Raw genomic sequence first — 13,546 nt, forward strand, 5'->3', positions numbered from 1 at the left:
AGCTGCGTTTTTAGTCATGCAAAAATTGTTATTGGCCGGCTTGCTGGCTTTCCCCGCCGGGGCCGTACTGGCTCAGGTTACCCCTACCACCACCGACCCCGCGCTGGCCGTGCCCGCCCCGGCGGCCCCAGTAGCCCCCGCTCCGGCGTCCCCCGGTCCGCTCACCTACTACGCCTTCGTGGATGGTTACTACGGGTTTGATTTCAACCACGCCAGCACCAACGTGCGGCCGGGCTTTCTGTACTCGCACAACCGCCAAAACGAGTTTACCGTGAACCAGGGCCTGGTGGGTGTGCGCTACGACGATGGCCGCGTGCGCGGGGCCGTGGGCCTGCACGCCGGCTCCTACGTGAGTGCCAACTACGCGGCCGAGGACCAGGTGTTCAAGCACATCTACGAGGCCTACGCGGGCTTCCGACCCTTCAAAAAGGCCTGGCTCGACCTCGGTATTTTTGGCTCGCACATCGGGTTTGAGTCGGCCATCTCGAAGGACAACTGGACGCTGACCCGCTCGCTGATGGCCGAAAACTCGCCCTACTACGAGTCGGGCGCACGCTTCACCTACGAGGTAGACCCCAAGCTGACGCTAATGGCGCTGGTGCTCAACGGCTGGCAGAACATTCGGGAGAACAACCAGGCCAAGTCCCTGGGCACCCAGATTCAGTGGAAGCCCTCGGCTAAGCTCCTGATTAACAGCAGCACGTTCTACGGTAACGAGCAGCCCACCGACTCGGTCATTCGCCGCCGCTACTTCCATGATTTTTATATCACCTACGCCGCCACCGAGCGCCTGAGTCTGGCCGCCGTGTTTGACGTGGGCAAGCAGCAGAGCGCCCAGCGCCGCGGCTACGACACCTGGCACACGGGCTCAGCCTTCGTAAAATACAAGCTTAGCGACCTGTTTTCGACCACCCTGCGCGGCGAGTACTACAATGCCGACCGGGGCGTGATTATCAGCAGCATTATGCCCGCGGCTACCGATGCCCGCTTCTTGGCCGGCGGCACCTCGCTCAACCTCGACTACCTGCCCACCCCCAACGTGGCCTTTCGCGTAGAAGGGCGTTACCTGCGGGCCCAGGACGCTATTTTTCAGCACGACACCGGCAACTCGCGTAATTACGGCAACCTGACCACAAGCGTCGCGCTGTCGTTTTAAGCCCTCGCTTTTGCCATGACAGTACCCGGCGCTACCCCCGATTTGGCTTTGGCCGCCCCCGTTTCGTCGGCCCACAGCCGCATAACGGCGGCGGGGCTACTGGTAGCGCTGGGCATTGTGTATGGCGATATTGGCACCTCGCCGCTCTACACCGTGCGCGGCGTGTTTGTGACGCAGCCCGTGACCGAGCCGGTGGTGCTGGGTACCATCTCGTGCATCATCTGGACGCTCACGCTGCTCACCACCGTGAAGTACGTGCTCATCGCGCTGCGCGCCGACAACCACGGCGAGGGCGGCATACTGGCGCTGTATGCCCGGCTGCGGCGGCTGCCACTGCGCCGGCTCTACCTGCCGGCCCTGGTGGGGGCGGCGGCGCTGCTGGCCGATGGCCTCATTACGCCGCCCATCTCGGTGGCCTCGGCGGTGGAGGGGCTGCGCATTCTCAAGCCCGACCTCGACACGGTGCCCATTGTGGTAACGATTCTGGTCGGGCTGTTTGCGTTTCAACAGTTTGGCACTCAAGTTATTGGCAAGCTATTTGGGCCGGTGATGATGCTGTTTTTTTCGATGCTGGCCGTGCTCGGCATCACGCACCTGGTGCAGGAGCCCAGCATTCTGCGTGCCTTCAGCCCGCACTACGCCATCATGATGGTGACGCAGGTGCCGGGCGCGTTCTGGCTGCTGGGCTCCATTTTTTTGTGCAGCACCGGGGCCGAGGCCCTGTACGCCGACATGGGCCACGTGGGCCGGCAGAACATCTACGGCTCGTGGACTTTTGTGAAAACCTGCCTCATCCTCAACTACCTGGGGCAGGGGGCTTGGCTGTTGCGCCACCTGGGGCCGCCGCTGGGCGAGCAAAATTTGTTCTTTTTGCTGATGCCCAAGTGGGCGCTGCTGCCGGCCATCGGGCTGAGCACGCTGGCTACCATTATTGCCTCGCAGGCGCTCATTTCGGGCTCATTTACGCTCGTTATTGAAGCGTTGCGGCTGCGCTTCTGGCCTAAGGTAAAAGTGCAGTACCCCACCGAATTGCGCGGGCAGGCCTACGTGCCCAGCCTCAATTGGCTGCTGTGCGCGGGCTGCGTGGGCGTGGTGCTGTATTTCCGCGAGTCGGGCCGCATGGAGGCGGCCTTTGGGCTGGCCGTGACCGTAACCATGCTCATGACCACGCTGCTGCTGGGCTACTACCTGCGTATGCGCCGCGTGGCGGGCTATTGGATTGCGCTGCTGGTGGGCACCTACGTGCTCATCGAGGGCTCGTTTTTGGTGGCCAACCTGGCCAAATTCACCCACGGCGGCTGGCTGAGCGTGCTGCTGGCGGGCCTGCTGCTGCTGGTGATGCTGAGCTGGGTGGCTGGCCAGCGCATCCGCAACGAGCTCACCGAGTTTGTGCCGCTGGCCGAGTGGCTGCCGCTGCTGCAACAGCTGAGCCAAGATGGGTCGGTGCCTAAATACGCCACCCATCTGGTGTACCTCACCAAGGCCGAAAACGCCAAGGAGGTCGAGAACGCCATCATTCACAGCATCTTCCGCAAACGCCCCAAGCGGGCCGACGTGTACTACCTGGTGCACGTGACAACCACCGACGAGCCCTACACGCGGCGCTACCACGTGACGCACGTGCTCCCCAACGAGCTGGTGCGCATCGACTTCTACCTGGGCTTTCGCGTCGACCACGCCCTCAACTACATGTACCGCCAGGTGGTGGCCGACCTGGTGAAGAACCACGAAGTGGACATCACGTCGCGCTACGCCTCGCTGCGGGAGCAGGAGGTAGTGGGTGATTTCCAGTTTGTTATCATCAATAAAACGCTGCCCTACCAGTACCTGCTACGGGGCTGGCAGCGCCTGGCCCTGCGCCTGCACGCCGGCCTGAAGTGGCTGGGCTCTTCCGAAACCGAGAGCTTCGGCCTCGACAACAGCACCTACGTGGTCGAAAACGTGCCCCTGCAAATGCCCCCGCGCCCCGAGCTGCTGCTCACCCGCGACTAGCCGGAGCCGTAGCCCGGTCCGCCGGCATAAGCCGGCCGACCGGTTGACTCTGTTAAATCCGCGCCGCTAGTGTGCAACGATAACCGGTCGGTCGGCTCGCGCCGGCGGACCGGACCAACGTCCTAAAATTCCTCCCTACCCCATGCCTCCCGCCGAAAACGACCTGCGCGACCAATCGGCCGAGCGCTTCCTGCGCCTGGTGCGCGAGAAGCGGCGCGGCACGCTCAAAATATACCTGGGCCTGGCCGCCGGCGTGGGCAAAACCTACCGCATGTTGCAAGAAGCCAATGACTTGCACGCGTACGGCGTGGATGTGCTGGTGGGCTACATCGAAACCCACGGCCGCGCCGGCACCGTGGCCCAGCTCAGCAACGTGCCGCTGCTGGCCCGCAAGCAGGTGTTTTACAAAGGCCACGCGGTGGAAGAAATGGACCTCGACGCCATTGAAAAGCGCCGCCCCCAGGTGGTGATTGTCGACGAGCTGGCCCACTCCAACGTGCCGGGCTCGCGCCACCAAAAGCGCTGGCAGGACGTGGAGGAGCTGGTGAAAAGCGGCATCTCGGTGATAACCGCCGTGAACGTGCAGCACCTGGAAAGCCTGCACGACCAGGTACTCAAAATAACGGGCACCGACGTGACCGAGCGCATTCCGGACCAGCTGCTGCGCGAGGCCGACGAAGTGGTGAACGTGGACCTGACCGTGGGCGAGCTGCGCGGCCGCCTGGAGCAAGGTAAAATCTACGATGTAGCTAAGGTGCCCACCGCGCTGGCCAACTTTTTTCAGCCCGAAAACCTGCTGCAGCTGCGCCGGCTGGCTGTGCGCGAGGTGGCCCAGCTGCTGGGCCGCCAGGTAGAGAACGAAAGCGGCGGCGCATCGGCCGTGCCCGCGCAACGCCGCAACGACGACCGCCTGCTGGCCTGCATCAACTCCAACGCCGAGGCCGCCAAGGAGATTATCCGCAAAACCTCGCGCCTGGCCGACCGCTTTGGGGCCGCCGCCTGGTACGTACTCTACGTGCAGACCGGTCGCGAAAGCGCCGACCGCATTGGGCTGGCCACGCAGCGGCATCTGCTTAATAACCTGCAACTTGCTACCGAGCTGGGCGCGCAGATTCTGCGTGTGAAGGACGACGACGTGGTGGCCGCCATCCGGCGGGTGGCGCAGGAAAAAAGCGCTACGCTGCTCGTCTGCGGCATCACCCGCGAAAAGGGCCTGTGGCAGCAGCTCAGCCGCAGCGGCGTCACGCACGACCTGCTTACGGCCGTGGCCGGCGACGGCAGCGACTTGGATGTGTATTTAGTAACGTATTGATTAATAGAATATAAGCCGCCTGTCATTGCGAGCGCAACGCAGTGGAGCGCGGCAATCGCCCCAGAACTATACCCACGCCGGCCGTTCTACTAATCGTTCTGGTGCGATTGCTGCGCTCCACTGCGTTGCGCTCGCAATGACAGGCGGTTTGCAAGAGCTTTCTCCCCCTCCCCATGACCCTCAAGACCAAAGTAACGCTCGGCTTCCTGGCCATGCTGGCGCTGCTGCTCAGCATCGGCGGCTACGCCTTTTACACGGTGCGGCAGCTCGATTTGAAATCGCGCGATATCCTGAAGGCCAACCTCTACTCGGTATCGCTGGGGCAGCAGATGCTGCGCGGCCTCGATGCCCTGAGCCAGGAGCCAGGCAATGCCGCCGGGCTGCGCCGATTTCGGGAGAACCTGACCAGCGAGGCCGGTAACATCACCGAGACTGGGGAGCGCGAGCTGGTAGATTCGCTAACCCAGCAACTAGCTGTGTATGAGCAGGCAATGAACCGTGATGCCCGCACCTTACCCGCTGCGTGGCAGCCCCTGCGCGCCCAAACCCTGCGCATGATGGATATGAACACGGCCGCCCTCACCCGCAAAAACACGCTGGCCAACCGCTACGCCGAGCAGGCCAACCGCAACCTCATCCTCTTCATCACGCTGGCAGCGCTGCTGGGCTTGGGCTTCGTGGCCAGCGTGCCCGAGGCGGCGGTGCAGCCCTTGCGCAAGCTGAGTGCGGCCCTGGCCCACGCCACGGCCCGCGACTTTGCGGCCACCATTCCGCAGGAAAGTAACGACGAGTTTGGGCAGGTAGCCGGGGCTTTTAACAAGATGCTGAGCGAGTTGCGCGAGTTTCGTAGCTCCACCGCCGCCGAGCTGCTCACGGCCCGCAACCGCGCCTCCAGCATCATCAACACCCTGGACGAGGGCCTGCTGGTACTCGACGAAAGCCGCCGCATTTTGCTGGCCAACCCCGTAATGTGCGAGCTGCTGGGTTTGCCCGCCGACAAGCTGGTGGGCCGCCCGGCCAGCATCGTACGCCTCGAAAACGACCTGTTTCAAACCCTTCTCAAGCCGCTCGACTCGCCCAACCGCGAGCAGGCCGTGGCCGAAGCGCCGGTGCTCACCATTACGCAGCGCGGCGAGGAGGCCTTTTACCGGCTGGCCGTGCAGGATTTGGTTTCCTTCAACGAGGCCAGCGACAAAACCGAGTTTGTGGGCCAACTGCTAACCCTGCGCAACGTGTCGGATTTCAAGAAGCTCGACCAGGTGAAGTCAAATTTCCTGGCCACCGTGTCACACGAGTTCAAAACGCCGCTTTCCAGCATTAACCTCAGCCTGAAGGTGTTGCAAAAAGACAACCTGCCCGAAGAAGAGCGCCAGCACATCACCGACGGCATTCGGCACGAAACTCAGCGCCTCCAGCGCCTGGTAAGCGAGCTGCTCGACGTGTCGCGCCTCGACTCAGGCGAGGGCATCCAGCTCAATTTCGTCCCCACGCAACTAGCTGACGTAGTGCGCTTTGCCGAGGCCACCGTGCAGGCCCAGCTGGCCAACAAGCAGCTCACCCTGCGCCTCGACCTGCCCGCCGACCTGCCGCCCGCCCGCGCCGATGTGGAGAAAACCACCTGGGTGCTTATCAACCTGCTGGCCAACGCTATCCGCTACTCGCCGGCCGGCGAAAGCATTGCCGTGCGGGCCGTGCGGGCCGGTAAGTTTGTGCAGGTAACCGTTCAGGATGCCGGCCCCGGCATCGCGGCCGAGCACCATGACAAAATATTCCAGCGTTTTGCCCAACTGCCTGATAAAGCGGGCTATACCGGCGGCTCGGGCCTGGGCCTGAGCATCGCCCGCGAGTTCATCACCACCCAGGGCGGCCGGCTGTGGGTCGAAAGCGAGCTGGGCAGCGGCAGCGCGTTTCACTTCACGCTGCCGGTGGCCGGGGTGTAGCGTGGACTCTGTGAGTCCGCGCGTGGGAACATTAGCTTGTGTCAGGGTACGGGCACCGGTCCGCCGGCGAAGCCGGCCGACCGGTTGACGGGCGCGCCGCTTGGCCAGTCGTTCACCCATCGTTCCCGCGACAACCGGTCGGCCAGCTCCGCCGGCGGACCGGTGCCCGTACCCTAACGCCCCCATGCGCGGACTCACAAAGTCCACGCTACCTCGCAACGTAACCTTCGCGTAATCAGAAAATCATGCGCCGCGCAGACCTTTGCGCGTTACTGATTTTACCCGATGTTATGAAGCGCTTACTCGCCCTTGCGGCCCTCACCCTGGTGGCCGGCGTGGCCCAGGCCCAGCGGCCCACCAACGACCCGGCCGCCGCCAAAATCCTGCTGCCCAACGGCTGGAGCCTCACGCCGGCCGGTACCGCGCTGCCCCTCGGCGACCTGCCGCTCAACATGCAGCTCGCGCCGGGCGGCAAACTGCTGGCCGTCACCAACAATGGCCAGGGCAAGCAGCAGATTCAGCTCATCGACCCCGTTACCGAAAAGCTGCTCGATGAACAGCCCATCGGCAAATCGTGGTACGGGCTGGCGTTTAATGCGAAGGGCGATAAGCTCTACGCCTCGGGCGGCAACGATAACATCATTCTGGCTTACCCCGTGGTGGCGCGCAAGCTGGGCGCCCCCGACACGCTGCGCCTCGGCCCCGGCTGGCCCAAGGCCAAAATCAGCCCCACGGGCCTGGCCGTGGCCGCCACCGGGCAGCGCCTCTACACCGTCACGAAGGAAGACAGCGCCCTCTACGTGCTCGACACCCAGACCAAGCGTACCCTCAGCAAGGTAAAGCTGGGGGCCGAAGCTTACGCCTGCCTGCTTTCGGCCGACCAAAAGACGCTCTACATTACGCTGTGGGGCGGCGATAAGCTGCTGGCCTACGACCGCGCCACGGGCCGTATCCGGGCCGGGCTGGCCACCGGCAGCCACCCCAACGAGCTGATACAGAGCCGCGACGGCCGCTACCTGTTCGTGGCCAATGCCAACGATAACTCCGTGTCGGTGGTGGATGCTAAGGGCTGGAAAGTGCTCGAAACCATCGCCACCAGCCTGTACCCCACGCGCCTCACCGGCTCCACCACCAACGGCCTGGCCCTGGCCCCCAACGGCAAAACCCTCTACATCGCCAACGCCGACAATAACTGCCTGGCCGTGTTCGACGTGGCCACGCCCGGCCACAGCGCCGCGCGGGGCTTCATCCCCACCGGCTGGTACCCCACCTGCGTGCGCACGTTGGGTAATAAAGTATTGGTAGCCAATGGGAAAGGCTTTTCGAGCCTGGCCAACCCCAACGGCCCGCAGCCGATGAAGAAAACCGACAACAGCGGCTACCAAACCGGTAGCACCGAGCAGCGCGAGGTGCAGTACATCGGCGGGCTGTTCAAAGGTACGCTCTCGTTCATTGCGGCCCCCGATGCGGCGCGCCTCAAAGCGTATTCGGCGCAGGTGTACGCCAACTCGCCCTTCACCAAAGCCAGCGAGACGCTGGCGCTGGGGGCGGCCGGCAATCCGGTGCCGCGCCGGGCCGGCGAAAAGTCGCCCATCAAGCACATCTTCTATATCATCAAGGAAAACCGGACCTACGACCAGGTGCTGGGTGATGTGCGAGAAGGGGAGGGCGACTCGTCACTTTGCATTTTTCCGCGGAAGGTGACGCCCAACCACCACGCGCTGGCCCGCGAGTTTGTGCTGCTCGACAACTTTTATGTGAATGCCGAGGTGAGCGCCGACGGCCACAACTGGAGCACCGCCGCCTACGCCACCGACTACGTGGAGAAGTCGTGGCCCATCAGCTACGGCGGGCGCGGCGGCACCTACGACTTCGAGGGCACCCGCAAAATCGCCTACCCCCGCGACGGCTTCATTTGGGACTATTGCCAGCGCGCCGGCCTCAGCTACCGCACCTACGGCGAGTTTGCGGAGGATGGCAAAACGTCTCTCAAGTCGCTGCGCGGGCACGTGTGCCCTAAAGCGCCGGGCTTCGACATGGACGTGACCGACGTGGTGCGCACCCGCATCTGGGCCCAGGACTTCGACTCGCTGCTGGCCCGCGGGGCGGTGCCGCAGTTCAGCACCATCCGGCTCAGCAATGACCACACCAGCGGCCAGCGCCTGGGCAAGGTGAGCCCCACCGCGGCCGTGGCCGACAACGACCTGGCCTTGGGCCAACTCGTGGAGCACATTGCCGCCAGTAGCATCTGGGGCGAGTCGGCCATTTTTGTACTGGAAGATGATGCCCAGAACGGCCCCGACCACATCGACGCCCACCGCTCGCCGGCCTTCGTCATCAGCCCCTACGTGCGCCACGGCGCCGTAGACCACACCCTCTACACCACCGCCGGCGTGATGCGCACCATCGAGTTGCTGCTCGGCCTGCCGCCCATGAGCCAGTACGACGCGGCCGCCCGGCCGCTGTTCGGCGTGTTTCAGGCCGCCCCCAACCTAGCCCCGTACCGGGCCAAAGCCGCTAACGTGCCCCTCGATACCCGCAACACCGCCTGGAACCGCAGCGCCGAGCGCTCGGCCAAGTTCGACTTTGCCCACGAAGACGAAGTGCCTGATTTAGACCTCAATGAGGTGGTTTGGAAATCGGTGCGCGGCGAGGAATCCACCATGCCCGCGCCCCGGCGCGGCGCGTTCTTGCAGCTTATGCCCAAGCGCAAGGACGACGATGACTAGCCAGCTTTGCCCGGGAGTGCTGGCGGGCCGTGAGGGAGCGCCAATGCCTGCTCAAATTCCTTCGTATTTGAGCAAGCGTTGGCGCTGGCTTCCCCGATTCTTACTCGAATAGCCGCTAAGGCGCAACCGCCCGCCCCACCCGCTTACCCAGCTTTTTCACGCGGCGAATAATCTTTTTAGCCCACCGCATAGGCTTGTGCAGCAGCCCTTTGCTAGCGGGCTCACTAGGCTGGGCGCTGGCCGGTATTGGCGCGTGGGGCCCCGGTGGCAGGGCCGTGCCACCGTCTGAGTGGCCCAGGCTGGTGGCTAGTTTCTTAGGCACGCCCACGTTGTGCAAAAAGCCGCTGATGAGCCCCTGCCGCCAGGCCGTGAACGCGGAAAACTCCAGCTCGCGGCGCGAGTCGATTTCGCCCACTACCAGGCGGCCGCCGGGCCGAGGGTTCTGGTCGCGCACCACCAGGTTCACTGCCCCACTCTTGAGGCGGCCAAACAGCGTTTTCTTGACTTCGCCCTCATCGTAGCCTAAGAAATTGATGCGCAGGTCGGTATAATAGGCCCGCACCTTGCCACTGATGCGTTGGCGGTCAATTCGCTCATCAAAATCAATGTGCTGCACCTGCCCGCTCTTAAAGCTGATGAGCTTGGTGGGCTTCATCGTGGGATTGAGAATGCTGAACGGGGCCGGCCCAAAACTGCCCCACAAGTGCTGGCGGCCGCGCGGGTCGAGCAGGGAAGTGGTAAGTTGAATTTCGGCCCGGCAGGTATTCTGCAAATACCCGGTGGCCGTGCCGGTGAGGGGGTGGGCCAGGCTCATGCGGGCGGGGTCGTTGCTGACGTTGCGCAGCGTGGCATTCAGGCGATTAATGCTAAAAGTGCCCAGCAGCGGCGTGCGGGCACTGCGAAACTGCGCCACAATGGTGCCATTGCGCAGCTCCAACTGCTGCACCTCTATATGCGCCCGCAGGCGGCGCATCGCCTCGGGGGTAAGGAAAGAGGGCTTGTGATTGATGGGCCCGCGGCCGTCGCTGTTGGTCAGTAAGTAGGGCTGCTCGGCCGTGACGCGCGCAATGCGCAGGTGGCTATTGGCCGAAAGCTGCTGAAAATCAAAGCCCTGTGCCCGCAGCTCGGCCATGCGCACGGTGAGCTGGGTGGCTTGGTAGCCGCTGCGCCGGTTGAGCTGCGCCGGCGTGAGGGTAGTGTGCATGGCCAGCGCGGTGAGGCGCAGCACCTGGGCATCGGTATTGAGGAAGGCCCGCTCGATGCTAACCGGGTACACCGGAGCCACAAACGTGCCCGTGATGCGTCCCGCCCGCCCGGCCCAGGCGCGGGCGTACAGCACCCGCCGGGCCGTGGGCTGCTCGGCCACCGAATCTACGCGTAGGCTGCGGCCCACCAAAAACATGTGCCGCACGGCAGGTGCTTCGCTCACGCCCGCCACGGCAATGTAGCCATCCTCGATAACCACCTGCCGCATGTCGGCCCGCCGAAACAAAGGCCGCAGCAGCTGCCACAGCGGCGGCGGGGCCTTGGCCGGCGGCTTAAATGTGAGGCGGGGCCCAATGAGCTGGACCGAATCGGTGCGCAGGCGGTGCTGGTGCTGCCAGGTGGCCGCTTCCAGGCCCTGCATTCGCGCGCGCGGCATCGTAAACGCCACTTGCAATGCCCCCGGCTTGGCTTGCCCCGGCGCGGGCGGCGCAATACGCAGGGAGTCAATGCCTAGCAGCTGTTTATCGCAGGCAAAGTACAGCTTCTGCGTGGTGATGGTGTGCCCGCCCAGCTTCGCTTGGGCTTTGTGCAGCGTGGCCTGCCAGTCGGCGGCAAACGCCAGCCGTTGAGTATCGGCTTGGCCGGCGGGGCTCAGCAGCAAGTCACGCGCCCGGATGGTAGCCTTCGCTAGCTGGGCCACCGGGGCCTGGGCGGGCCCCAGGCGGCCGCTCGCCCGGCGCAGGGCCAGGTAGCCCAGCCGTAGCGGGTGCTGCTGGTAAAAGGGGACGCCAGCGCGGGCCGGGGCCGGCCGCTTGGCCAGGGCCGCCACGTCGAGTTGCAGCGAGTCGAGGGTGAGGCTGTCGATGGGGGCGGTGGTGCCGCGCCACAGCGCCAGCAACCCCACGCCGTGCAGGTCGAGGCGGGCCAGGCGGGCCGTGAGGCGGGGCAGGGTATCGGCTAGGGTGGGGGTGGTGGGGCGCAGGGCCACGCCCCGCAGGTGCAGGCTGCGCGCCAATAGCTCGGTGCGCAAGTTGCTCACCACCAAGGCGTACTGGCCGTGGGTTTGGCTGGCTACCTGCTGCGTAAGCTGGCGGCGCAGCCAGGGGTCGAGGCCCCATTTCAGCCAGCCCAAGCCGGCCAGTAGCACTAGGGCTAGTCCGGCCAATAGCCAGCGACCCCAGGGGCGGCCAGGGGCAGACGAGGTGCGAACAGGAGAAACGGAGGCAGTGGAAGTAGACACGGCGTTAATACTGAAGCGCTGCTAACGAAAAACAGCCGGCTCAGGGTTGCACCAATTCAGCCCTAAGCTGGTTTTTTGCCGTAGAGCAGGCGACCTTTACGGGGTATTTGATTCTTCTAGATTATCCGCTGGCTTATGCAGTTTTCTTCCCGCCCGCTCGCGGCGCGCTTGGGTGTCCTCAGCGGCCTGCTGCTGCTGGCCGCCTGCGAAAAGGACAGTGATACCCGAATTCCTCCGGTGACGCCTACTGCCGTTACATTCTCCCAGGCCGGCCTCTACCCCGAGGGCACGCAGTACGACGACCAGCAGGGGCGCTTCTTGGTAAGCTCCGAAACGGCCGGCCGCATTGGCCAGGTGCGCGATAATGGCCGGAACGACAGGGGCAAGGATGGGAAGGATACGACTTATGCCACGGGTGCCTACTCCGTTTTTACCAATGATGATTTGCTGATTTCGAGCATCGGCCTCAAGCTCGATGTGCCGCGGGGCCGGCTGCTCGTGGCCGTGTCAGACCCCGGCTACAACCCCGACCGCACCAGTGCCACTACCCTGAACAAGCTGGCTCGCCTGGTCGTATTCGACCGCAGCAACGGCACCAGAATCAGTTCCGTGGAGCTCAGCGCCCAGGCAATGAGCTACCCCAGCCACTTCGCCAACGACATTGCCATTGACAACCAGGGCAGTGCGTACGTAACCGACAGCTTCGCCCCGGTTATCTATAAGGTTACGTTCGATAGCAAAGGCGTGGGCGCGGGGACCATTTTCTCCACTGCAACCGATACGGCCACCGTGGCCGCCCTGACGGCCCCCGCTGGTAAGTTTGGCCTCAACGGCATTGTGTATCACCCCAATGGCTACTTGCTGGTGGCCAACTCCGCGAAGGGTACGCTCCTGAAGGTGACCGTGCCGACCCTGCCCACCCCCAGCCAGCCCAACCCGCTTCCCATCCGGGTTACCAAAGTGACCCTGCCCGCCGGCCTCAGCCTGCTCAACGCCGATGGCTTGCAGCTCATCGCCAACACCACCCTGCTGGCCGTGTGCAACACCCAGGGCAAGGTGTACCAACTCACCTCAACCGACGATTTTGTGACCGTGGCTAGCCCCAAGAGCTACGACACGGGTGGCGGCTACCCCACCACCCTGGCCCGCCGCGCCGACAACACCAGCTACGTGCTACAAGCGCACCTCGACGCCTTACAGGCCACCCCCCGGCAAACGCCCCCGGTATCGGATTACGCCCTCAAAAAAGTAGTTTTTCCATAACGGCCCGGCTTGGGGGGCGTCGTTGGCTTGCGTTAGTAGCCAGTGGACCCGCCGCCCGGCCCCCGAACAATTGCTGCGCCCCGTAGCTTTAGGGCCGGTAGCGTCCTGCTAGTCTGCCATCCTTTTCCCCCGACCCGCTTTCCGCGTTATGCTCGCCATTACCTCGCTGCTGCCTTCGCCGTCTTCCGACCATATCAACGCTCTCATCAAAAGCCTGGAAAAGGAATTCGGCCTGACTGATGTGCAGGCCACCCCTGAGCCGCACCTCACCTACCAGATTGTGGAGCCCGCTGACCTGGAAACACTGAAGGAAGCGCTGCACGAAATAGCCCATACCACCGCCTCGTTCATTGCCCACACCACTGGGTTGGGTATGTTTCCGGGCGATAACCCGGTCATTCATATCCCGGTGCTGCGCTCCGACGCGCTCAACCTACTGCACCACCGCATTCTCGAAGTAGCGGCCCCGCTCTGCTCGCGCACCGACAAGTTCAGCGCCCCCGACCTCTGGCTGCCCCACATTTCGCTGGCCCTGCACGATACCACGCCCGAGCTCCTTGGCCCGGTAATGCAATTTCTTAATAATCAAACGTTTAACCTGGAGCTGGAAATTAGCAACCTCGCCATTCTTCAGCCGCAGGGCGACATGTTTGTGCGCGAAGTAGTGTTTGAGTTTGGTAAATAAGCTGCTCCGAATAAAGTAAAAGT

Annotated in this window: 8 protein-coding genes; 7 read left to right on the plus strand and 1 reads right to left on the minus strand. The window is 63.8% G+C overall.

The window, feature by feature from the left end; genetic code table 11:
* The first annotated feature begins 16 nt into the window (after positions 1-16).
* The 5 genes from ACYVGC_RS06575 (at position 17) to ACYVGC_RS06595 (ending at position 9,129) form a co-directional block, all read left to right on the plus strand.
* Entirely contained in the window at positions 17-1,156 is a 1,140-nt protein-coding gene (locus ACYVGC_RS06575; protein ID WP_460583013.1) for a porin, read from the plus strand.
* A 15-nt stretch (positions 1,157-1,171) separates the two neighbouring features.
* Positions 1,172-3,148: a KUP/HAK/KT family potassium transporter gene (locus ACYVGC_RS06580; protein ID WP_460583014.1), complete on the plus strand. Its 1,977-nt coding sequence runs from the start codon at positions 1,172-1,174 to the stop codon at positions 3,146-3,148.
* 142 nt (positions 3,149-3,290) lie between these two features.
* Entirely contained in the window at positions 3,291-4,460 is a 1,170-nt protein-coding gene (locus tag ACYVGC_RS06585) for a sensor protein KdpD (RefSeq protein WP_460583015.1), read from the plus strand.
* 173 nt (positions 4,461-4,633) lie between these two features.
* Entirely contained in the window at positions 4,634-6,400 is a 1,767-nt protein-coding gene (locus tag ACYVGC_RS06590; protein WP_460583016.1) for a HAMP domain-containing sensor histidine kinase, read from the plus strand.
* Between the two features lie 290 nt (positions 6,401-6,690).
* The gene (locus ACYVGC_RS06595) at positions 6,691-9,129 is read left to right on the plus strand and encodes a bifunctional YncE family protein/alkaline phosphatase family protein (RefSeq protein ID WP_460583017.1); all 2,439 of its coding nucleotides are present in this window, start codon (positions 6,691-6,693) and stop codon (positions 9,127-9,129) included.
* A gap of 115 nt (positions 9,130-9,244) precedes the next feature.
* On the opposite strand, the gene ACYVGC_RS06600 is transcribed toward ACYVGC_RS06595, so the two are convergent.
* Complete coding sequence (locus tag ACYVGC_RS06600) at positions 9,245-11,575, minus strand: hypothetical protein (RefSeq protein ID WP_460583018.1); 2,331 nt, start codon at positions 11,573-11,575, stop codon at positions 9,245-9,247.
* Between the two features lie 135 nt (positions 11,576-11,710).
* On the opposite strand from ACYVGC_RS06600, the gene ACYVGC_RS06605 reads away from it, so the two are divergent.
* Together ACYVGC_RS06605 and ACYVGC_RS06610 are read left to right on the plus strand one after the other, a co-directional pair.
* Positions 11,711-12,838, plus strand: coding sequence for a hypothetical protein (locus ACYVGC_RS06605; protein ID WP_460583019.1), 1,128 nt, complete (start codon positions 11,711-11,713; stop codon positions 12,836-12,838).
* Between the two features lie 148 nt (positions 12,839-12,986).
* Positions 12,987-13,523 carry a 2'-5' RNA ligase family protein gene (locus ACYVGC_RS06610; RefSeq protein ID WP_460583020.1) on the plus strand — a complete coding sequence of 179 codons (537 nt, stop codon included), beginning with the start codon at positions 12,987-12,989 and terminating at the stop codon, positions 13,521-13,523.
* Positions 13,524-13,546 lie beyond the last annotated feature (23 nt).

This window comes from Hymenobacter arcticus, assembly GCF_054779975.1.